Source organism: Nostoc sp. JL23, assembly GCF_017115065.1.
Lineage (GTDB): Bacteria > Cyanobacteriota > Cyanobacteriia > Cyanobacteriales > Nostocaceae > Nostoc > Nostoc punctiforme_A.
Map to the genome: position 1 here is coordinate 94,964 of NZ_JABXKN010000034.1, position 23,031 is coordinate 117,994.

Annotated in this window: 19 protein-coding genes and 1 pseudogene; 12 read left to right on the plus strand and 8 right to left on the minus strand. The window is 42.1% G+C overall.

Annotation, left to right across the window (positions count from 1 at the left end):
- Positions 1 to 82 precede the first annotated feature (82 nt).
- Positions 83 to 946: a methyltransferase domain-containing protein gene (locus HWQ42_RS05905; protein WP_292810156.1), complete on the plus strand. Its 864-nt coding sequence runs from the start codon at positions 83 to 85 to the stop codon at positions 944 to 946.
- 338 nt (positions 947 to 1,284) lie between these two features.
- On the opposite strand, the gene HWQ42_RS05910 is transcribed toward HWQ42_RS05905, so the two are convergent.
- A complete protein-coding gene (locus HWQ42_RS05910; protein WP_292732176.1) occupies positions 1,285 to 2,835 on the minus strand; it encodes a YcjF family protein in 1,551 nt (516 codons plus the stop codon).
- Positions 2,836 to 3,056: 221 nt separating this feature from the next.
- On the opposite strand from HWQ42_RS05910, the gene HWQ42_RS05915 reads away from it, so the two are divergent.
- The 3 genes from HWQ42_RS05915 to HWQ42_RS05925 all read left to right on the plus strand — a co-directional run bounded on the left by HWQ42_RS05915 (position 3,057) and on the right by HWQ42_RS05925 (position 6,476).
- Positions 3,057 to 4,493, plus strand: coding sequence for a carotenoid oxygenase family protein (locus HWQ42_RS05915; RefSeq protein WP_292810159.1), 1,437 nt, complete (start codon positions 3,057 to 3,059; stop codon positions 4,491 to 4,493).
- A gap of 269 nt (positions 4,494 to 4,762) precedes the next feature.
- Positions 4,763 to 5,245 (plus strand): hypothetical protein, encoded by a 483-nt coding sequence (locus tag HWQ42_RS05920; RefSeq protein ID WP_292810161.1) that lies wholly within the window; start codon positions 4,763 to 4,765, stop codon positions 5,243 to 5,245.
- A 373-nt stretch (positions 5,246 to 5,618) separates the two neighbouring features.
- Entirely contained in the window at positions 5,619 to 6,476 is an 858-nt protein-coding gene (locus HWQ42_RS05925) for a lysophospholipid acyltransferase family protein (RefSeq protein ID WP_292732170.1), read from the plus strand.
- 67 nt (positions 6,477 to 6,543) lie between these two features.
- On the opposite strand, the gene HWQ42_RS05930 is transcribed toward HWQ42_RS05925, so the two are convergent.
- The 4 genes from HWQ42_RS05930 to HWQ42_RS05945 all read right to left on the minus strand — a co-directional run bounded on the left by HWQ42_RS05930 (position 6,544) and on the right by HWQ42_RS05945 (position 8,982).
- Positions 6,544 to 6,804 (minus strand): MoaD/ThiS family protein, encoded by a 261-nt coding sequence (locus HWQ42_RS05930; protein ID WP_292732168.1) that lies wholly within the window; start codon positions 6,802 to 6,804, stop codon positions 6,544 to 6,546.
- A gap of 334 nt (positions 6,805 to 7,138) precedes the next feature.
- On the minus strand, positions 7,139 to 7,429 hold the full coding sequence (gene gatC, locus HWQ42_RS05935) for an Asp-tRNA(Asn)/Glu-tRNA(Gln) amidotransferase subunit GatC (RefSeq protein ID WP_292732166.1): 291 nt from the start codon (positions 7,427 to 7,429) through the stop codon (positions 7,139 to 7,141).
- Between the two features lie 130 nt (positions 7,430 to 7,559).
- A complete protein-coding gene (locus HWQ42_RS05940) occupies positions 7,560 to 8,081 on the minus strand; it encodes a photosystem I assembly protein Ycf3 (protein ID WP_289797571.1) in 522 nt (173 codons plus the stop codon).
- A 199-nt stretch (positions 8,082 to 8,280) separates the two neighbouring features.
- Positions 8,281 to 8,982, minus strand: a complete 702-nt coding sequence (locus HWQ42_RS05945; protein ID WP_292732164.1) for an SOS response-associated peptidase — start codon at positions 8,980 to 8,982, stop codon at positions 8,281 to 8,283.
- 212 nt (positions 8,983 to 9,194) lie between these two features.
- On the opposite strand from HWQ42_RS05945, the gene HWQ42_RS05950 reads away from it, so the two are divergent.
- Positions 9,195 to 9,806, plus strand: coding sequence for a glutathione S-transferase family protein (locus HWQ42_RS05950; protein ID WP_292810163.1), 612 nt, complete (start codon positions 9,195 to 9,197; stop codon positions 9,804 to 9,806).
- A gap of 247 nt (positions 9,807 to 10,053) precedes the next feature.
- Here the strand turns inward: HWQ42_RS05950 and HWQ42_RS05955 are convergent, their stop codons facing one another.
- Both HWQ42_RS05955 and HWQ42_RS05960 read right to left on the minus strand, forming a co-directional pair.
- On the minus strand, positions 10,054 to 10,281 hold the full coding sequence (locus HWQ42_RS05955) for a DUF167 domain-containing protein (RefSeq protein WP_292810165.1): 228 nt from the start codon (positions 10,279 to 10,281) through the stop codon (positions 10,054 to 10,056).
- Positions 10,259 to 10,675 (minus strand): DUF2809 domain-containing protein, encoded by a 417-nt coding sequence (locus HWQ42_RS05960; protein ID WP_292810167.1) that lies wholly within the window; start codon positions 10,673 to 10,675, stop codon positions 10,259 to 10,261. The genes HWQ42_RS05955 and HWQ42_RS05960 overlap by 23 nt, the downstream gene beginning before the upstream one ends.
- Positions 10,676 to 11,524: 849 nt before the next feature.
- On the opposite strand from HWQ42_RS05960, the gene HWQ42_RS05965 reads away from it, so the two are divergent.
- The 6 genes and pseudogenes from HWQ42_RS05965 to HWQ42_RS05990 form a co-directional block, all read left to right on the plus strand.
- A complete protein-coding gene (locus tag HWQ42_RS05965) occupies positions 11,525 to 13,342 on the plus strand; it encodes a calcium-binding protein (RefSeq protein ID WP_292810169.1) in 1,818 nt (605 codons plus the stop codon).
- A 405-nt stretch (positions 13,343 to 13,747) separates the two neighbouring features.
- On the plus strand, positions 13,748 to 19,528 hold the full coding sequence (locus HWQ42_RS05970; protein WP_292810171.1) for a DUF4157 domain-containing protein: 5,781 nt from the start codon (positions 13,748 to 13,750) through the stop codon (positions 19,526 to 19,528).
- Positions 19,529 to 19,543: 15 nt separating this feature from the next.
- Positions 19,544 to 19,990 carry a hypothetical protein gene (locus HWQ42_RS05975; RefSeq protein ID WP_292810174.1) on the plus strand — a complete coding sequence of 149 codons (447 nt, stop codon included), beginning with the start codon at positions 19,544 to 19,546 and terminating at the stop codon, positions 19,988 to 19,990.
- Between the two features lie 24 nt (positions 19,991 to 20,014).
- Complete coding sequence (locus HWQ42_RS05980; protein ID WP_292810176.1) at positions 20,015 to 20,422, plus strand: YbjN domain-containing protein; 408 nt, start codon at positions 20,015 to 20,017, stop codon at positions 20,420 to 20,422.
- Positions 20,423 to 20,629: 207 nt separating this feature from the next.
- Positions 20,630 to 21,424: a hypothetical protein gene (locus HWQ42_RS05985; RefSeq protein ID WP_292810178.1), complete on the plus strand. Its 795-nt coding sequence runs from the start codon at positions 20,630 to 20,632 to the stop codon at positions 21,422 to 21,424.
- A 30-nt stretch (positions 21,425 to 21,454) separates the two neighbouring features.
- Positions 21,455 to 21,760, plus strand: a pseudogene (locus HWQ42_RS05990) (YbjN domain-containing protein); the annotation flags it as partial.
- Positions 21,761 to 21,867: 107 nt separating this feature from the next.
- Here the strand turns inward: HWQ42_RS05990 and ilvN are convergent.
- Positions 21,868 to 22,386, minus strand: coding sequence for an acetolactate synthase small subunit (ilvN, locus tag HWQ42_RS05995; RefSeq protein WP_099101540.1), 519 nt, complete (start codon positions 22,384 to 22,386; stop codon positions 21,868 to 21,870).
- Positions 22,387 to 22,652: 266 nt separating this feature from the next.
- Here ilvN and HWQ42_RS06000 point away from each other — a divergent pair, with 266 nt between their 5' ends.
- A complete protein-coding gene (locus HWQ42_RS06000; protein WP_292810180.1) occupies positions 22,653 to 23,018 on the plus strand; it encodes a BON domain-containing protein in 366 nt (121 codons plus the stop codon).
- The last annotated feature ends 13 nt before the right edge of the window (positions 23,019 to 23,031 follow it).

Here is a 23,031-nt window from a genome sequence, read left to right on the forward strand (position 1 = left end):
TACTTACAGCAGGTACGCCACCGCACCCATTTATGAGAACGCTATTTGCCTTATGCTAAAGCGGAAAGTAAAAACAACACTTATGAAATTTGCACAAAATATTACCCGCCGCAAAGGCTTACTGAAAGCCCTGACTCTAGCAATCCTTGTATTGGCATCCGTAATGCCCCCAACTGTTCTAGCCAACGATAGTGAAAAAGCAACATTTAACAGCACAACCACACTCCAAACCATACTCAGCAGCAGTCATCGCTCCGTTGCAAATCGTGACCGAGACAAGTACCGCCACCCAGCCCAGACCCTCGAATTCTTCGGTCTGCGCCCAAATATGACCGTAGTTGAATTGTGGCCAGGGGACGGCTGGTATACTGAGATATTAGCCCCATTTCTAGCGTCCAAGGGACTACTTATAGTTACTAACTTGACTCCCAGCATGAGTAAACCCGCTTTGGCTTTCCAAGAGAAGCTGGCAGCTAATCCAGAGGTTTTTGGTAAGGTCAAAGTCGCCCAAATCAATCCCCCAAATGAACTAACTCTAGCCCCAGATAATTCTGTGGATATAGTTGTTACCTTCCGCAATATTCACAACTGGGTCAAAGCTGGCTATGACGAGCAGGTTTATGCGGCGGCTTATAAAGCACTCAAGCCAGGGGGCATTTTGGGAGTGGAAGAACACCGCGCCCTTGAGGGGACTTCTTTAGAAGAGAGTATTAAAACTGGCTATATGTCTGAAGATGGGGTAATTGCGGCTCTAGAGAAAGCTGGCTTCAAATTGGTAGGCAAATCAGAGATTAATGCCAACCCAAAAGATACCAAGGACTATCCGGGCGGAGTTTGGACACTACCTCCAACCTTGAGCCAAGGTCAAAAAGATAGGCAACGCTTTCTCACTATTGGGGAGAGCGATCGCATGACCCTCAAGTTCATCAAACCCAAAGCCTCCTAAGAGGGGAACAGGGAGACAACTGTTGCCTCCTGACATGAATAATTACTATTGACTGTGCCAATTTTAGATTTTAGATTTTAGATTTAGGATTTAGGATTTTTTAATCCAATACGTTTCAGTTAAGGCTAAAACTCTGTTCTGTTATCCAAGTCAGTTTTTTAACGAACCGCCTTCGCGTAGCGTCTCGTAGAGAAGGCGCAGAGGACGCAGAGAGAAGAAAGAGAAGAAAAAAATTGCTTAACTGAACTGTATTGTTTTTTAATCCAAAATCGTCAATCCAAAATCAGTTGACCCTTGTGGTCGGGATCAATCCAAAATCCAAAATTTAAAATCCAAAATCAGTTGACTTCTTCATCATGTTCAACCACCTCAGATTTATCTTGTAATGGCTTCACCACTCGCGCGATCGCTTCCTGAATAAAAGCTTTAATAAATTCATCTCTGCGATTAATCTGAAACTGTCGCTGTACAACTTCCGTCATTCCCCCATCACCCCAATCTTGGTCATGACGAAAATATTCAATAAAACTTTTACCGGCTATTCGCGTTAAATAAGCTGCTGTCACGCCTTGAATTGCTCTACCAATAATAAAGGTGGCAACATTGAGTTGCAACGCTGTAGATAATAATTGAATTGCTCCCTTAACAATGCCTAAACTAGCGATTGTTTTTGCTAAAGAAAGAGCTAATTCTCGTCCCCGTTCCATATTTAATTCACAGCCATACACTCTGCCAATTTCCACAACCATTTGAGCGTTGACTGCGGCTGTTGCCAATAAATCTACAACTGGTATCGGTGTAACTGATACCACACCAGCACCAATCCATTGAAACCGTTCTACAATTTTGTCAGCTTGACGGCGACGCTGGCCATCGATAAGTTTTCGCGCTTCATCTCCTAATCGCAGAGATTGCAAAAGAATATTATCCGCCACCAAATCTTCACCTTCGGCGCGTAAAACAGCAGCCGTGCGCCGCAGCAAAGGAACAATATCGGGTTCTGGCTGGAAGGTTTCGCCAGTTTCTAGTTGTGCAGGTTGAGGATTCGCAGCGATCGCAACCACATCATTAGTAGCAATAAATCCCCGTACCCGTTGACGCAATCTCGCGAGGATGGATTCTTTATCTTCGTCTGTATATAAATCAGTTTTGTTGAGAACTAGGAGCGATCGCTTGCCAATTTCTGCCAACCCCCGTAGTGGCTCATATTCTGAACGCCGTAAGTCATTATCTACCACAAACAACAGTAAATCTGCTTCTGTCGCCAGTTCTCGTGCCATCTGTTCCCGTTCCGTTCCCGCCACCCCTGCTTCTAAAATCCCCGGCGTATCCGTAATTAAAATCTTGCGTTCTAATCCCTTCAACCGCAGACAATAGGTTTCTCCAACCTGAGTTGTACCCATTGGTGCATCCACCTGACCAACCATGCGTCCCATAATCGCATTTACTAGGGAAGTTTTGCCAGCGCTCCCCGTACCAAATACCACTACTTGAATTTCACCTCGTGCAAGGTTGGCTTCAATCTCTCGCGATCGACTTAATAAAGCCTGGCGTGTGACTTCATCTTGAATTTGCGCTACCTGTTGCCGCACAGCCTGGAGAGTTGTAGAAGCTGCATCAGATTTAGCAGCCGGAATTTGTGCCGCAGTCGCTCGCTTCGGATTGCGACGCGATCGCTTTTCCCCGGATCTAATCACCAATACATAATAAACAAAAGCTGCAACCAAGGCTCCAATGAGGATAATCAGCAGCAACAGCAGTAAATTACCTAGCAACGGCGAATAGGATAATTGCCAATAGAGGCGTGACAGGGAATCAATTAGCCATAGGGCTAGCCCCAAAATGACGATCAGACCGACAATCAGCGTTACTATGCGTGACAGAGGCATGGCTGGGAAAGATTAGTGAGTATTCAGTAGGCAGATGCTTCTAATATTAATAGTTTCGGTATTTTTTACCAGAGTAGTAAGAGGCAGGGGGCAGAGGGACAGGAGAAAACAGGCTTTCTTGATAAATCAACAATGTTCACTCCATTTTTTGCATCTTTAAAAAATTGCAACAATGTAAAAATGCAATTGTCTACATTATCGATATTTCGAGAAGTTTTAGTATGCAGACTATTACCAAAAAGTCAATAAATAATTCCTGGGCTGGTGCGATCGCAGAACCTGCAAAAGAATTTCCCCTTACTCAACTGTCAATTATTTCTGGCAAAATTCCAGATGGCTTGCGTGGCACACTTTACCGTAATGGTCCCGCACGCCTAGAACGCGGTGGCGCTCGTGTCGGACACTGGTTTGATGGAGACGGGGCAATTCTCGGCGTTCATTTCACAGATGCAGGAGCTACCGGAGTCTATCGCTATGTGCAAACAGCAGAATATCTAGCTGAAACTGAAGCGGATAGGTTTCTTTATGGTGTCTATGGGATGCATCCGCCAGGCCCCATCTGGAAGCGCTGGGGTCAACAAATCAAGAATGCAGCGAATACCTCAGTGTTGGCATTACCTGATAAATTATTGGCTCTATGGGAAGCAACAAATCCCTACGCTCTTGATTTGCAAACTTTAGAAACGAAGGGATTAGATGATTTAGGTCCTTTGGATAACGGATTACCTTATTCTGCCCATTACAAGCGTGATGCACAAACAGGCGAGATTTTTAACTTTGGAATCAGTATCGGAAGTTCTATACAACTAAATCTCTACAAAAGCGATGACACGGGCAAAATTATCACAAAAACGGCTTTTAAGCTAGATCGCTACTCGATAATGCATGATTTTGTTTTAACTCAAAGGTATCTGGTGTTTTTCATGCCACCAATGCGGATGAAAATGCTGTCACTTTTGCTAGGTGTGACTACCTTTAGTGAATCTCTGTTGTGGGAACCTCAATTAGGAACCCAGGTGTTAATCTTTGACCGGGAAAACTTATCCTTAGTAAGTCGTGGTGAAACTGATGCCTGGTTTAATTGGCATTTTGGTAATGGCTATGAAGATGAAGACGGTTCCGTGGTTTTGGACATGGTGCGATATGCAGATTTTCACCAAACTAATGAGTATTTCAGAGAATTCGCAAGTGGTGAGACGCACACAGTAACTCAAGGAACATTGTGGCAAGTCCGCCTCAATCCTCAAACTGCTAAAGTGTCAGCAATGCAGCAAGTTGTCAATCGCAAGTGTGAATTTCCCGTAGTGCAGCGATCGCAAGTTGGGCAACTTTGGCGCTATACTTATGTATCATTAATGCCCCACAGAGGGGATATAGACAAAGAATGGTTCGGTGCGATCGCCCGCTTCGATTACAAAACTGAAACCCTCACTGAAGCAGACTTAGGCGAAAACCGCTATCCTTCAGAACCCATCCACGCCCAAGATGCCCAAAACCCTGAGCAAGGCTGGGTGCTAACCGTTGTATACGATGCTAATACTCATAGTAGTGAAGTTTGGGTATTTGATAGCGATCGCCTGGATGCAGAACCCGTTTGCAAACTAGGATTACCTAGCGTCATTCCTCACAGCTTCCACGGCACTTGGAACCCAGCTTAACAATTCGACTGGGGACTTGGTAAGAAGCAAGGGAGCTGGGGAGCAGGGAGAAATCAATTCAAAATTCAAAATGACGCTCGCGGACTCGCTAACGCTGCGCTAACAAAATTCAAAATTGAAGACTGGGAAGGACACGGGGATAAGGAGAATAACTATGCCCCATGCCCCATGCCCAATCCCCAATCCCCAATTCACTCTAATCTTTGATAATTGCTAAGTGTAAAAACGTAGTATCCTACATATTGGTATCTAAAAATAAGTCCAAAATCATGAGGAGAAACTCTATAGCATTACTAGTTAGCGGAGTGATTGTCAGCTTTGGACTATCATCATTGTTAGCTCAAGCACAACAAAAAGTTTCTGATGCCCAAGTCGCGGCAATGGTAGAGGCGTTGCGACTAGCTGCACCGCAGACCGGCATCGCAAATGATGGACTTTACAGTGAATGGCAAGTTAAACCAGAAACCTTAAAAGGCTGGTCGAAATATTGTCTCAAAAAAGAACTAACTCCGACGCAGTTTGAAAATAGCCCCACGAAGGCACGCCAAGTTGTATCTTGCATCACGCGCCGTGAGTTTAACAAGCAATTTCTCGCCAGCAATAATAATGAAACCGCTGCTGTGCGTGGCGTCGGTTGCTGGTGGATGACTGGCAGCTATACAGGCTGCAACAGTGGATTTACTGCTACATATCTTCAAAAGGTTGTCGGTTTTTACCAGCAGCAGCGTTCAAAACCAGCAACTACTCCATAGATAAGGTAAACCACATCTAGTTTACATATCTAAAATTTATATAACTCTTGTGGGGTGGGCATCTTGTCCGCCGTAGTTATGCAATTTAAATGTGGAACAGCTTATCACCGAATTAATCGCCGCGATGTGGCAATAGAAATATGAGTAGAAAGTAATTTAGAGACGTAGTAGTGCTATGTCTCTTCAAGGGTTATGAAAAACGCATATTTAATTTCACCGAATATCTAATGATTAAGCGATCGCAATTAAGTAAAATCAACCCCTATGCGTGTATGTTGACTTTAATACAGAGTTTTAGCTTTAACCCAACCGTATTGAGTTATATCTAAACAAGGGATTGTTTGAACTTTGCCAATGCTGTTAGAATGCCTTGATGTCAAAAAAGCAACATTTATTAAACAAAAAACTCGGTTGGTCTTTGGATGAGCGAGATCCAAAGTTCATAGAATCTCTGATGCCTCTGTTTGGCTTTTTGTATCACTACTATTTCCGAGTTCAAACTAGTGGCTGGGAGAATATTCCACCCCAGCAAAAAGTCTTATTAGTTGGTTCGCACAATGGGGGACTCGCGGCACCCGACATGGCAATGATGATGTACGACTGGTTCCGAAGATTTGGTGTAGAGAAACCAGTTTATGGTTTGATGCATCCCAAGGCTTGGCAGGTTAGCACGCCACTAGCGCAGATGGCTGCCAAGGCTGGAGCAATCATCGCCCATCCGAAAATGGCTTACACTGCCTTGCGCTCTGGAGCGAGTGTGCTAGTTTATCCCGGTGGAGCCGAAGATGTCTTCCGACCGCATTATTTACGTAACAAAATCTACCTTGCGGGGCGACAAGGATTTATCAAGTTAGCGTTACGGGAAAATGTGCCGATTGTGCCTGTGATTTCCTGGGGCGCTCACGATACACTTATTGTTATCGCTGACTGCTACAAAGTTGTGCAGCAACTCCACGAGTGGGGGATGCCTTGGCTATTAGGTATCGATCCAGAAGTTTTTCCAATCTATCTCGGACTGCCTTGGGGATTAGCAATTGGCCCATTACCCAATATTCCATTGCCAGTGCCCATATATACGCGGGTTTGTCCGCCAATTGTATTTGAACGCTACGGCCGTGAAGCAGCTAGCGATCGCTATTATGTCGATAAATGTTATGAATTAGTTGTTAGTCAGATGCAGCAAGAGTTAGATAACTTAATAAAGCTAACTGCTAAGACCAATTCTCTTTGAATAGTTATGAGTTAGAGTTTTGAATTTTTAATTTCTCACTCCTAACTCCTAACTCCTAACTCTTTTCCTAGCCGCCGCTAACTGGTGGAATCAACACAACCTCATCCCCATCTTGTAGTAGGGTATCTGGTTCGACAAATATCAAATTAATCCCAAAACGGGTTAAATCGCGCCATTGGGAGAGTTCAGGGTGTTCAGCTATGAGGCGATCGCATACTGCTTTGACTGGCATACTATTAGGAAATTCCAGCACTAGTTCCGAAACCCTAAAGGCTTCTTGATAAGCAGCGAACAATTTGACGGTAACGGTGATTACAGATTTAGACATAGAACATACTTTGGCAGTACGAGCAAGTGTTTTAATAATTGCCAATAATCTAAACAAATGTTCAACATACTTATGTATGTCTTGCTTCCCCACCCCTTGTGCGGGAAACAAATCTAAGTATACGCTGTTAGGACTTGCTCTAAGCGTACTCCTACGGAAAAGCAAGCTACGCAGTAGCGTCTCTAAAAGTTGCTATGCCGTTGGCGTACTCGTGCAAGTCTCGCAGATAAGCCTCTAGTACCATTTTTTGGAAGTAAGCTACGCGTAGTAAAGAAGGCTTTACGCTGCACTATCGTCAATCTAAAATGCAAATCTAAAATCCCAAATTGTTTGACTATTCAGCGTTGAGGATTTTTGGCACTTTGAAAAATTCGCCTTCCTGTTCAGGCGCACCGTTGAGAATACTTTCCCGGTCAGGATAGGGTTGCAATTCATCCTCTCGTGTGATATTGCTGACATCAATTGCGCGTGTTGTTGGCAGCACATTACTGACATCAAGTTCATTCAATTGTTCGATATAGTCCAGAATACTTCCCAACTGGGAAGTGAATTGTTTCTCTTCTTCTGGAGTCAATTCTAAACGAGCAAGATTAGCTACTTTGTGAACTTGTTCTTGGTCAATCATCTTTTTTTAGTTAGGAGTTAGAGACGCAATTAATCCCGTCTGTACAGGAGTTAGGAGTAGAGACGCGATAATTAATCGCGTCTGTACAGGAGTTAGGAGTGATTGATTAATAATTCCTAACTCATCACTTTTAGAAGAATACGTCAATTTGCGATCGCCCGGTGGTTTTCAGCCAGTTTTGAGCTTCGACATAGTTATTGGGGGCCATGCGAATCGCACGAATCCAATAGTCTGCTGCTTGGTCAAAAAGTGCTTCGCCAGCCTCGTTATCTCCAGCTTCTTTTTCTTTTTCGCCTTGATAGTGGTAAATTACAGCGATGTTGTTCAAGGCTTGGGGCATACGTGGGTTTAACTCAATTGCCTGATGATACAGTTCTAAAGCCTTGTTGTGGTCGCCATTGCTGGCATAAATTAGCCCCATATTGTAGAAAATATAGCCGCGATCGTTGGTATCTTCCTCTAATGTTAGAGCTTCTTCATAATATTCCAATGCCTCAGCATATTCCCCTTCCGCTTGGGCCGACATACCATCTCGATAATAAACAAACGCTTCTTTAGCTTTTTTGTTGGTTGGCAGGATCTTCAGAATGATATCCGCCATCACAGTAAAGGATTTGTCAATAAAATTATCGTTTTTTTGTGTTCTTGGCATATTTGTCTCTGGGTATTGGGTATTAGGGCATTGGGCATGGGGCATGGCGCCTGGAGAAGGGACAAGGTAGACAAGTCAGAGGGGGGAGACAAGGGAGAGACTTGTTCAATAATTCCCCCTTGTCCCCTTGTCCCCTTGTTCCCCTATTCTCCCGCCCCTCATCTCTCTCATTTCCCCAATCCCCTAGTTCACTCAATAGTTAATTTAACTGATTTGCGGGGGCATTCTTCTCGCTGAGGGGTACGATACATTCTGAACTATTATGTCGAGAGTTGTTTACCAAGGTGCTAACTGGATATGCAATCATTGCTGGCGCTGGATAGGGACGCAATAGCTGCTGTAGGGTTTGGGCCGTTTGCACTTGGGAATCTAGCCATAAATCGTAATCTTGTGGCTCTAGAATCACTGGCATCCGCTCGTGGATGGGTTGGAGTAATTCGTTAGCTGCCGTTGTCAAAATTGTACAAGAGATTATTTCTTCGTTAGCAGGCGATCGCCATCTCTCCCACAAACCTGCAAAACCGAAGGGTTGCCCATCTTGAAGACGAAAATAAAATGGCTGCTTCTTACCTTGTTGGCGTTGCCACTCATAAAAGCCATCAGCTAACACTAAACAGCGTCTGTGCTTAAAAGCCGAACGAAAAGCGGGTTTTTCGGCAACAGTTTCGGCCCTAGCATTAATCAGCTTTGCTCCCATTCCTGCATCTTTCGCCCATGACGGAATTAATCCCCAATGCAACTGCTTAAATTCCCGCTTTTCGCTTTCGGGATTTTGCAACACTGTCGCCACCATTTGCGTAGGCGCAATGTTATATTCGGCTGCCAAATCGGGAACAGACTCGACATGGAAAACTTCAGACAATCCTGCTGCCGACTGATTTAGAGTAAATCTTCCACACATAGTTTTATTTTCGACCACTAACTACATTAAATGTCTCAATCTAGAATCTCAATCTAGAAATAAATAATGCTTTTTTTTATTTTCTCGAATAATTTCCTGTAGTACGTTCAGATACTAAATACAAAAAAAATATCCGGTTTTGGGAAAATCTTTTGGTAAAATATTGTATTTTGAACCTTCACTTCTCAACATATTCCTAACTGTATTTTAACATGGAACTACTGCATCTGTACGATTTTTTACCTTCTGGACATGGTTATAAGATACGTCTTTTATTGACACAACTAGGTATGCCTTTTGAGAGGATAGAGCTTAACATCTTGAAAGGCGAGACTCGAACACCAGAATTTTTAAGTAAAAATCCTAACGGTAAGATACCTGTTCTGGAAATCGAGCCAGGGAAATATTTGGCAGAATCAAATGCCATACTGGTTTATCTGAGTGAAGGTACAGAGTTTTTACCTTATGACCGCTTTTTACGAGCGCAAGTGCTGCAATGGTTATGTTTTGAACAATATAGCCATGAGCCTTTTATTGCTACATCAAGATTTTGGATTTCTATTTTAGGTAAAACTGAAGAATATAGTGAAGCTATCAAACAAAAACGTGAACCAGGCTATGCAGCACTTAACTTGATGGATAAACACTTAACTTCTCAAGATTTTTTTGTAGGAGAGCGTTACACGATTGCTGATATCGCCTTGTTCGCTTACACTCATGTAGCTGATGAAGGTGGGTTTGATTTAATACAATATCCTGCTATCCAAGCTTGGATAGAAAGAGTCAAAACTCAACCAAGGTATATCAGCATTACACAGGCATGAATCAATTCAAAATTCAAAATTCAAAATTAAATTCAGCCACAAGGGGTGGGGTTTCTACCTATCTTGGGAAGCAAGGATTCTTTCGCCCACAAGGGGCGAGGTTTTAAACCTTCACTTTTTTCGTAAAAATTAATTTTACAAGTTTATATCTCTCCTTCCTTGCCTCTAGTAGAGAATCTACTAGGTGGAATGTAGCTCACAGGAGATAGCAAAGTCTTCAAAAAAGGTATTTATTATTAAGTAGCAGTTAGGTATTCGTATCAATTTCCATCAGCTTTTGCCGAGAGGAAAAACCTGACTTAATTCTGATATGAGACTTGGGTACATCAAATTTATCTGCTAGTAGTTTAATTAACTCTTCATTAGCCTTACCATCAACTGGAGCCGATTTTAAATAAACAGTCAGACTGCCATCAGGTTGTTCTTCAATTTTTTGCTGTTTTGAATTAGGTTTAACCTTGACTTTTTTTTGCATAACCTATTCCGTGTAATTGTCGCAGCCACAACCAGCCTAAAACAGAACCCAATACATAATGAGGAAAATCCCACCAAACAAAGGTGGTACCAAGTAACAATTTACCTATCAAAGTGGCACGAATTTGCTCTAATAGTGGCGGATGCCAAAGTTGCAAGAATTCTAGTATACAGGTAATCACAAAAACCCATATAGGAATTTGGATTACTGCTGCACAACTTCTGAAAAAGCAAAATGCGAACAGACACCAAAATATTTCGTAAAATACAGCTGCTCCGTAGTCATTAAACCAGTGATGGGCAGGCCCATTATAATACTTAAACAAAAACCCTATTGGTACAACGATGAGCACAGAAATAATAATAAATATTGTTTGGTTACGGTATCGAAGCATTTTCTATAGACTAGAGACTAAGCAAAATTTTAGCAACGGAACGACTATAAGTCTCGGCTGGGTACTTGGGAAGAAAATATAAGTAAGATTTAGTTAAGGGTCTGAATCGCCATTCAAATTTTCAATAGTCCCCAATTTACGCGCTCTGGTTTGGCTTCAGTCCCCTTTCAATCCTACATAGGCTATTGCTCCAAATACAGAGTTGGGATGTATTGATCTATAGGGAAGCAATATATGACTAAATATTCATGTTTATCATCCCACAGCATAGAGAAATGTTATTTTGTAATTAAACATAATAGTTATTTAACAAAAAAAGATATTTCAACCTAACTTCATGACAAACACCATCAAGCTAAAAAGCTGGCGAAATCAACATTAACCAAACGAATCAGTAGATTTGAAAAAATATTTAATTTCAGGTTTACAGACACATATCAATGTATTATAAATCGTATTTATTAAGGATTTGGAAGATTTGGTAAAAAAGTTCGTGTAACCTTATACTTCATAATAGTTAGATAATTACAGCATAGGTTCAAAAAATTGGCATAAAACCAAAGTATTTGAGCTAATTACTGAATAATTTGCGTAATCAATTAAGGAATTTTCAGAAAATAAATTATCTGATTTTGTAGGGTAGGCGTTTCGCTTGCGACTGTGGGCTGACCGGAAAAGTCAGCCCACAGTAAGTAGTTGGATATTTTCTCTTGAGAAGTTCCTAACTAAATAGTTAATGTTTTTTAACATGAGATTATGCAAATTACAAGTAATCTACATTGAACTGATAAATAGTTCTTTGATTAATGCTGAACTTACGTATTTAGTGAGAAATTTAGGAGAGATAAGATGGCTTTCGGTACTACAAATCCTGACACGATAAATGGGAGTTTGGGAAATGACACCATAGTTGGTTGGGCTAGTGGTGGTAACGCCAATAGTACCTCCGGTAACGATATATTGAATGGTTTGGCTGGTAACGATTCCCTCGCAGGTGGGACTGCAAACGACAGTCTAAGCGGTGGAGATGGCAATGATACACTTGATGGGGGCACAGGAAACGACACTTTAAAAGGTGGTGCAGGCAGTGACATCTTCAAAGGCAGTCAGGGTAACGACAGCATTGATGGTGGAGATGGCATTGATACCGCAGACTACACTCAACTCGGTCAAACCATTACCTTGTCAGGTGTCGGAACTATTCAAAAAGGTGGAGGATTGGGAAAAGACCTACTCTTTAAAGTCGAAAAGGTTATTGCTAATTCTAAGGTTGCCAACAATACCATAGATGCATCCCAATCTTTGGCTGGGGTATCTATCGCCGTTAACCTGCAAACCCAAAGTTTAGCTGCCAGTAACGTTCCTGGTTTAGGAACATTGTCATTTACCGCAGTCAACTTTGATAATGTCATCGGCACAAATGGAAATGACATCATTGTTGGTGACAACCAAAATAACCAATTATCCGGTAATAATGGCAATGATACAGTTGATGGGGGTATAGGAAATGACACTTTAAAAGGTGGTGCAGGCAGTGATACCTTCAAAGGTAGTCAGGGTAACGACAGCATTGATGGTGGAGATGGCATTGATACCGCAGACTACACTCAACTCGGTCAAACCATTACCTTGTCAGGTGTCGGAACTATTCAAAAAGGTGGAGGATTGGGAAAAGACCTACTCTTTAAAGTCGAAAAGGTTATTGCTAATTCTAAGGTTGCCAACAATACCATAGATGCATCCCAATCTTTGGCTGGGGTATCTATCGCCGTTAACCTGCAAACCCAAAGTTTAGCTGCCAGTAACGTTCCTGGTTTAGGAACATTGTCATTTACCGCAGTCAACTTTGATAATGTCATCGGCACAAATGGAAATGACAGCATTGCTGGTGACAACCAAAATAACCGATTATCCGGTAATAATGGCAATGACACACTTGATGGCGGTTTAGGTATTGATACTTTGAATGGGGGAGCAGGTGACGATACTTACATTGTTGACACTACTCTTGATACCATTACAGAGGCTGCGAATTCAGGCATAGATAACGTCCGGTCTTCTGTCAACTACACACTAGGAGCCAATCTGGAGAACTTGAGGCTCAGAGAAGGTGGCAACATTACCGGGATAGGTAACAGTTTTAACAACTTTCTTTTTGGTAATACTTCTAATAACACTATAAATGCGAGAGCAGGCGATGATACCCTAGACGGTAATAATGGCGATGATATCCTCAATGGTGAGGACGGCAATGATAGCCTACAAGGTGGACCGGGCAATGAAATACTCAATGGGGGATCTGGAAACGATATCCTAATCGGTACTTTTCCTGGTAGTCCATTTCCACCTGGATTAGGGGAAACTGATACCTTAACTGGCGGGGCTGGGGCAGATAGATTTATTCTAGGGGATGCTGTAAATGTTTTCTACGACGATAACAATACTACGAATCCTGGTTTTGGAGACTTGGCTTTTATTACTGACTTCAACTCTAGCCAAGACCGAATTGAACTCAACGGATTTTCACAGGATTACCGCTTGCAAGTTGTTGGAAATAACACACGAATATTCTTAGACAAACTGGGAGCAGAACAAGATGAGATCATCGGTATTGTGCAGGGAGTAGTGGGTCTGACACTTGATAGTGACAGCTTCACTTTTCTATGAGCGGAAAAATACTGGATAAAGTACAAATAATACACTTGCCAGCCCTGAAGGGTTATCTTGCCTGAAGATGGCGGAACTTTCTCTGGTAACAGTTTTAATCCTGATTTTTCTTATACACTAGGAGTCAGTTTTGCATAAAAACTTTGCCAACTTAAGAAAGTACTAATTTCAGAATACAGATTCGAGGATACTTTTCCTCGTGGCTAGGGGAACACGGCTGCGTGTTCCTCTTTGTCCGACATAAGACTATTTACAAGCTAGTACTTATCTCCAGGGGCAACACATCTTAATTATTTCTAATTGATTAGCGTTCTAAAATTATCTTGATAATTGCAATTTTGGGTAAATGATAGTCAAAACTAATCACCTAGACAAATTGAATCGTCAATAGTTGCAATAAAACCGATGAAATCCCTTAAAAGTCCTTCATCCAGCTTTTCTAATTTTCAAGCACCAGAACAAACTCCTCAATTGGCCTATAGACCGTTTGGTGGCCAAACTCAAAAAGCTTCATTCTCTACGCCCGTGACACAAACGGACGTAGAGAATGAAGCTTTTGTAGAAGAAAAGATGGAAGTAACTGGATTGGAATTACAAGCCAAGCATCGGACGATTACGCCAGAGGGACAAGAACGGCTGACTGTATTGCAAGCCAAGATGGAGCGGTCGTTGAATTCTCGACTGGAAAAAGCAACTCGATTTGGTCATAGCTTTGCCAATATTCCAGTCAGAAGACCAGATACATCAACACCAATTCAGGCAAAACTGACGATTGGGGAACCTGGAGATAAGTACGAGCAAGAAGCTGACCAAACGGCGCGTCAGGTGATGCAAAAAATTCATCAGCCACAGAGTGAGCAACTTCAGCGAGAAGAATTACCTGATGATGAAGATGAATTGCAAATGAAACCAGAGGGCAGTATTCAGCGCGAGGAACTGCTAGAGGAAGAAAAAGTACAAATGAAATCTTGGGGAGAGACTCCCTCGCTGCAACGGGAGGAACTACCAGAGGAAGAATTGCAAATGAAGCCGCTTGGTACTTTATCCCAGATAGTGAATGAGGTAAAATCCCCAAGCAAACCACTTGGACATGACATTAGTCGAATATCACTGCGGCGTCCACAAACAAAACTGACAGTTAACGAGCCTGGAGACATTTATGAACAGGAGGCTGATAGCGTCGCTCAGTTGGTGATGCAGAGGATGAGCGAACCTGTGCAGTCTATCCAACGGGAGGCATTATCAGAGGAAGAAGACCAATTACAAATGAAATCCCTGGCGGATTCCATTACTCCTTTGGTGCAGCGTCAGGGTGGAGGAAGAACAGCAGCAACATCTGAGCTAGAAACTTCTATCCAACAAGCACGTGGAAATGGGCAGCCGCTTGCAGATGATATTAAGCACCCAATGGAGCAAGCATTTGGGGCTGATTTTGGCGGTGTCCGGGTTCATACTGATGCTCAATCTAATCGCTTAAATGAATCTATACAAGCTCGTGCTTTTACCACAGGGCAAGATGTGTTCTTCCGTCAAGGCGAATATTCTCCTGGAAGTGATGCAGGCAAGGAATTACTGGCTCATGAGTTGACGCACGTTGTCCAGCAGAATGGCAGTGCAGTGCAGCCGAAATCTCTTTATGTAGCACCAAAAGAAAATAAACTTCAGACAAAAGTGCCGACAACCTCTGCGGGGTATGGGCTAGCTATCCAACTGCGAGAGAATTTCCAAAAACCAAGTGACGAAGATAACCAAAAAAATTTAGAATCCAAAACTGATACGAAAAACGGCGAACAACAAAATCAGGCTACGACAGAAAAACACCAAGCTATCCCCACACCCCCAGATGATGGTGGGAACGCGGCAACAGATCCACCTCCGACAAAAAAGGTTGGTGCAGCAGTAACTCAGAAACAGGTTGAGGTTGGGGGTAATCAACCAAAAGAGCCTGAGTCAAAAGATACCAAAGCTAATACAGACAAGGTCGATTCTCAACAGCAAGCTCAAAGCAAAGGAGCAGATGTAGCTAAGGGAGCCGCAGATTTACCTGGAGGAAACGCAGGGAAAGCGATCGCAGCATTACCAGGAGCAAATATAGCGAGTACATCAGTAAAATTACCTGATGCAGCAGCTGATGGTAAAAAGGCTCCCACTTCTCCTGAAGATGACCCAGGATTTCAAGCGGTAGTCGGCACAACAAAAGAGGTTGCCGGACACGAGAAAAAACACCCACCTGCTAATAGCAAAGCCCAAGAAGCCCAAGCGGCAGCCCAACCCCCAGGTAATGAAGTAGACAGCAAAGCGCAAGCTAATCAAGTTGGGGAGATGCAACAAGCTCCAACACCAGGATTTGACGCTGCCGCCTTCAAAGCCAAATTGATGGAGCGCATTGCTGATATGGCTCCCAAGAACTTGGAAGAGGCGGACAACTTTAAAAATAACAACAAACTTGACTCTGTTAAGGGCGATTTGAGTGGCCAGGTTAAAGAAGAGCAGAAAAGCTCTCAGGGTCAGCTAGAAGAGAAAACCAAAGAAAAACCTGATGCCAGTGGGATTGAGGCTAAACAAGTAGCACCACTGCCAAAGAATGAGCCAGGGACAGCGCCAACAGGTGTTGATGCAGATAAAGCTGCACCCAAATCTAAAGGACAAGCTGAAGTCGAGGCACCACTGCAAGATGACAGTAAAAAACTTGACCAGCAGATGAAAGAGGCGGATGTTACCGAGGAGCAATTGGCAAACTCCAATGAACCGGAGTTTCAAGGGGCACTCGCAGCCAAGAAAGATGCTCAAACCAATGCACAAGAAGCGCCGCCACAATATCGCCAGCAAGAGCAAGGGATACTCGCAACCGCTCAAGCTACGGCAGAAGCTACAGCCCAACAGCATTTGCAAGCAATGCACGGTATCCGTACCCAAAACTTGGGTCAGGTAGGGGAGCAGCAGATTGGAGCCAAGAGCAAGGATGAGCAAGCACGGGCAAAAGTTGCTGGTGATATTAATAAGATTTATGACAAGACCAAAGGCAAAGTTGAGAAAACCCTTGGTGAACTAGACGGGCAAGTTATACAAGCCTTTGATGCTGGTGCTGCTGATGCCAAAAAAGCCTTCGAGGATTACGTTGGCAAGCGAATGGACGATTATAAGAGCGATCGCTACAGTGGCTTTTTTGGGCCAGCAAAATGGCTGGGAGACAAATTGTTTGGTATGCCCTCAGAGGTGAACGCTTTCTATCAAGAGGGACGGCAGCTTTACATTAATCAGATGGATGGTGTCATTAACAAAGTTGTCGCCATTATCAGTAAAGGACTTACCCAAGCCAAAGCAGAAATAGCCAATGGTAAGCAGGAGATTCAGAATTATATTAGCCAACTACCGCAAGACCTGAAAGGAGTTGGTCAACAAGCTGCCGCAGATATTGACAGCAAATTTGAAGAATTGCAACAAAGTGTTGACGATAAGCAAGATGAGCTAATTGACACCCTAGCGCAGAAGTACAAAGAAAATCTAGAAGCTGTTGATGCCCGCATTGAAGAGATGAAGGCAGCAAATAAAGGTTTTATTCAAAAAGCTTTCGACTTCATCGTGGGAGTCATTAAGACGATAATTGAACTGACCAAAATGCTTTTGCAAGTGCTAGCGCGAGTTGCTGGCGTAGTTGGGCAAATCCTCAAAGACCCGATTGGTTTCTTGACTAATTTGATCCAGGCGGTGAAACAAGGCTTCCTCAACTTCATGAATAATATCGGGAAGCACCTCCAGCAAGGATTAATTGGCTGGCTGACAGGCACAATGGCAGAAACTGGTATTGAAATGCCAGAAAACTTCGACCTCAAAGGGATCTTTAGCCTAGCAATGCAGCTTTTGGGCTACACATATCAAGCAATTCGCGCCCAAGCTGTGAAACGATTGGGTGAAGAAAAGGTCAGTCGATTGGAACAAACTGTTGATGTATTTCAAGTCTTAGCCAGTGAGGGTGTGGCTGGGATTTGGGAGTTTGTCCAAGAGAAGATGGGCGACCTCAACGCCTTGGTGATCGAACCCATCAAGAATTTTATTATTGAAAAAGTGATTACAGCCGGGATTGAGTGGATTCTCAGCCTGTTGACCCCGGCTTCAGCATTCATTAAAGCTGCTAAGGCGATTTATGAGATTGTCAAATTCTTTATTGAACGTGCCCAGCAGATTGCCGATTTAATTAATGCGATACTGGATGCCATTGGTGCGATCGCTAGTGGTGCGATCGACCAAGCAATCAAGGGCGTTGAAAATGCCCTAGCGAAATCTTTACCAGTCGTCATCAGTTTCCTAGCAAGTCTTTTGGGCTTAGATGGAATTGCTGGCAAGATTCAGGCAATCTTCCAGAAGCTGCGGAAACCGATGGAAAAAGCAGTTGATTGGATAATTGATAGAGGTGCGAAGGCGTTTAAGAAAGTTGGTAACAAAGTTAAGAATAGCAAGTTTGGTAAGAAGGCTGGAGAATTGAAAGATTCGGCGAAGGAAAAATATAAAGCAGGTAAGCAGTGGGTTGAGGATAAAAAGGAAACTGCACAAAATTGGTTTGAAGAGAAAAAGGAAGCTGCTTTAGGTGGAAAAGACCAGAGGACGCAAGAACAGAAATCAGCCGATTTAAAAGCTGCACTGAAGGAAGCAGAAAGGATTGGCGATAATGATGAATTGTCCTTAAAGGAAGTGAATAACCGCATCAAAACCATCAAGAAGAACTACCGGATGCAATATCTCAAGCTGGTTGTTGATAAACAGACAAAAGATGGAGATATGATTCACTTTGAAGGAAAAATTAATCCTGACGGCAAATCAGACCAGGTTGAACATAAGAGCAATAAAGAAGATGAAGGCAGATTTGATAAACTGCTGTATGAGTCTTTGAAGCAAGTTTCCAACACCCATTATAAAGGTTATTCTAAAGTCGATATCCGCAGCGGTAAAGCGCGACAATCATCGGAATTAATAGATCCTCGCGGTGCTTCTACTACAGAAAATCCCACAACTGAGACACCACGGAGAGATCGTGAATTACTTGAACGTTCAATATCTAACCAAAGCGAGAAAACAGGAAAATTATCGGGTGTAAAAGATCCTCGCGGTGCTATCGAAAATCCAACGGCTGAGACACCACGGAGAGATCGTGAATTACTAGAACGTTCCAGAGCTGATAGAGAAACGACAATAAAGCGAGAAGGTAATAAAATTCATCAAGAATTGGCTAAAGCGCAGATAGCTTATTCTGTAGCCAGTCAAGCAGAATTTTATCCGAATAATACTTTTAAAGTTGGTGGGGGAGATTTCTTTGTCTGCCAGGTGAATAATTACTACATAGTACCTACAGATAAAGCAGATAAAGTATACGACTACTATTTGAAATCTGCTAGCGGTGACACCTACAAACAAACAAGATCGTTATTACAAAAGAGACTTAAAGACTTACAAGAAGAAAAATCAAAAGCCGAGAGAGCAATCAGCGCAATTCAAGAAAATGACAAAATTGCTGACAAGCATAAAGCCGAAAAAATCCAAAATAAGGAACAATTAATTCAGCGTATTCAACAAGATTACACTGCCATAGAGAGTGCGGGAGACCCCAACATCATGCTAAATATCTGTAAAGAACAAATCCAAAATAAGAAGATTACAGGTTTAAACTTGAGCATCAAGGCAAAAGTTGGAGTTCCCCGAGAACTGACAAGTAAGTATGACTATGGAAGTAATGCTGTATCAGTTAAACAAGCTAAAGAGTTCTATAAGAATTTTCCCAATAGTATCACAGGTGCATCAAATCAGGAAACAGTATTTGTAGCATCAGTTGTTGCAGAACCATCACGGCATTCTGTGGTACATATTACCAATATGCTATTACTTGACGAGAGAAGTGAAGGCTTTAAAGATGAAAATGAAACTGTCTTCCAACATTTTTCAATGTCTCAAGCCGAGAGCGATCCTAATCCTAGTGATATTAAAACTGAGGAACTTGACTCTAGGCTAAATCATGAAGGTAAGAGAGAAATTGTTACTAGTAGAGATTTATCAGCAGTGAAAGAGAAAAATCCAAAGTTATACCAAGATTTACGCAAGATTTTTGAAGATCATAAAGCTGAAAAAGATGAAAGTATTGTTGTCAAATTTAGTGACGCTATCATTAAATACCTGGAATTGCCTAACAACAGTTGATTATGAATAAAATATATGACAATACATTTTATAATGACTGCTTTGCTGGAAGCAGGTTGGCGGTCAACACTGACCGATGATTATTGGTTATTAATTCCTGTGGAGGAAGGTCACAGAGCATTTTTTATCTCTTTTTATTGTCAAGAAGAGCATAAAATGTTGTCCGCTAAAGGTAATATTCCAGTATATGTACCGGAAGAGAAAGAATCAGTAATTCTTGAGTTTATCAATTATGCAAATTATAGAATACCTGTTGGTAATTTGGAATTAGATATAAATAGTAAGCAAGTATACTTTAAAATAGGTATGTTTTTTGAAAACATCCAGTTAAATCCTCAACTAGTACACAATATTGCACAAGAAGTTTGTCAAGGAGTTCAAGATTTCTGGTTATCAATCCCATCGATTTTAGAAGATGAAATGGCTATAGAGGATGCATTTCAAAAAGCCAACCTAAACTAAATCCTTCAGGAAGGATAAAGGCTTATGGACGAAAAAATTTTACAGGCTTTGAAAAAAGAAGGTTGGAATTTAGAGAAGGCTAACAATGGTTTATATCACACTCGTTATCATGGTCAAAATGCTGAGTTAATAGTTCATCTCAATACCACGAATTTAGAGAAATCTATTATATTAGCCATTGCATACCTACCTATAAAGGTTATGCAATCTCAAAATAATAAAGTAGCACAATTTCTCAATCAATTAAACCTGAAAACATTTTTTGGCAGTTTTGAGTTGAATTATACTACTGGGGAAATTGCTTTTCGTACTGGTATTTTCTACTTTAATACAGACTTACAAATGCCCATGATCGTTAATTGTCTTGATGCTGCGGCTTATGCTGCTGATATGGATTACCCATCTATTCTAGAAAAAGTTGGAGATAATTGAATATAACATAACGCTGAAGCTGGAAATCTCAATATAGCTGAATATAAAGTGCGATCGCCTCATACTAACTTGGCAATGGGATAAGGTGTAGGGCGATCGCGCCTTTTGGTCTTATATTATTAGTCCAAAAGCTTAGTCCAAAAGCCTCGGTTCAGGTTAAATTGCAATTCTATGAAAGCTATTAATGCAAGCATAAATTTGTAGGATATGGTAACTGAAAATCATCAATTAGACAGCGAACTAACCCTACACGACTCCTCGCAATCTCCCTTAACCGTTCGCGCCATTAGCCTCACTCTCACTACACAAGACAACGAACTCATCGAGTGTCGCCTCACCTTCCAAGTCAACCCACAACTCTACCAACGCATCGACACCGCCGCCTTATTCAATCTCAAACCGGATGTGCGTAACCCCATATCATCTGTAAAATTCCTCAGCGAACCAGACATCACCATCGAAACCAGTCTGAAACCCGATTTATTATTACCACTCTTTGCAGAACACGCCATCAACATTGATGAAACTGCAAAATATATCCTGAATTTAAGCCAAGAAGAACCCGATAACCAAATCCTCTTCACCGAAAGTTGGTTGGGTTTATCTGTTAAACAGCAACAAGAATCAGGCGAAATCGGCTATCGTACTCTTTGGTCTTATATTAGTCCAGAAAATATTGCTCAAACAAACGTTTCCGGTGAAGGAATTGCTGAAGGTATTGTCAACTTTTTTAAAGATTGGACTGAGGCAAATTTATCAGCTAAAACTCAAAAATCTGCTGCTAAAATGCTAGAAGTAATCAATAATTTTTTGACTGAATTCGCTGATATTAACACAGATGAGATAACACAAAAAATAGAGGCAACTTTATCCTCACATTCTACAGATGGTAATATTTTTGAAGCAATAATTAATTTCTTCCAAGCTGATGATTGGCCGTTTGTACAACTTCCAGGACAGCCAGCTTTACAAATACCGTTCCAAGGCGAAAATGGCAAATGAAATTGTTACGCTAGAGCCAGAAGTGAACAAAATCAATTCGTTTTTTACTCAATTTGTCCAGTCAATGCACCAGAAAATAAACGGCTGGCTGTAGCAGAGTTTATAACTAGAGCTAATTCTGGCATGATGATCGGCAATTTTGAACTAGATTTTACTGACGGCGAGATTAGTTACAAAACCAGCATTGATTTCGAAGGCGATCGCCTCAGTTTTGCACTTATTCAACGGGTGGTTTACGCCAATGTGACGATGATGGATGAATATCTGCCAGGGATTATGTCTGTGATTTATGGTAATGTCTCGCCAGAAGAAGCGATCACTAAAATTGAAGGGTAGTTGGATATTTGTTTTTTTGCTAGTCCCTAAGCAGAAGTCATAGTAACAATTGCCACTATGACTTCTGCTGCGGTTGAGTATTTCTGTGTCTTGATTTAAATTCCCAACTAAACCTTTGCTTCCAAAGATTTGAGTAACTCGGTATTCACGCCTGATTCACGAGTTAGGGCAATTTTGCCAGTGCGGGCGATTTCTTTCAAACCAAATTTTTGCAACACTTGCACGATCGCTACCATTTTACCTGGATCTCCCACAACTTCTAAGGTGAGAGAATCTTCCGCCACGTCCACGACTCGCGCCCGGAAAATCTGAGACAATTCGATTACTTCTGAGCGATTGCTGGTACTAGCATTCACCTTCAAAAGCATCAATTCTCGCTCGACACAAGGAGTTTCGGTAATATCCTGGACTTTCAGGACATTGACTAACTTGTACAGTTGTTTGGTGAGTTGCTCGATCACGCGATCGTCGCCAGGGACAACCATTGTAATTCGAGAGACTCCTCCTTGTTCAGCAGGGCCAACAGCAAGGCTTTCAATATTGAAGCCGCGACGCGCAAATAAACCAGATATGCGGGAAAGAACACCCGCCTCATCTTCTACGAGAACTGAAAGGGTATGTTTCATCTTCGCCAACAGAGGCTAGAGCAGGAATTGAGTAATGCAGACACTAGCTAAGGGCAATGCTAGACCTACTACCGCACTAAATTTTCAGTGCGACCTCCTATTGTAAACTTAACCGTTGCACTCATTGCATTCTCAATCGAGAAATTGTCTAGAAATCATACTGCAAGCAAGAATTTCATTGAATATATCTTTTTATTGGCAGATGCAGCATTTTTGTAAAACTTTTATACTCAGATTTTATAAGCCGCTAATAGGAGAAAAGTTTTATGGGTTGGTTAAAAAGATTGTTTGGAATGGAAAAACCTCAAAATGCAGAAGTAAATCCGGCTCCACAGGCTATACAGCAAGCGCCTAGTAGTGATGTTGCTACTGCTACGCAATCGATACCCCCAGAACGTCTGGGTTTGAGCGGAGAATATGACCAAAGTGGTTTAGCAAAGCGGGTAGCGTTGGCATTCGATCAAGACCCCCAGCTCGACGATGTTGATACTCTTTGGGTGGCTCAGACGGGTAGCACTGTAGTGTTGAAAGGAAAAGTCCCCAGTCAAGAAATTCTCAATAAGATGGTTTCTGTGGCGCGTTCTGTAAATGGTGCTACAGATGTTGACACTAACCAAGCGACGATTGGCTAGTTACTGCTGATGC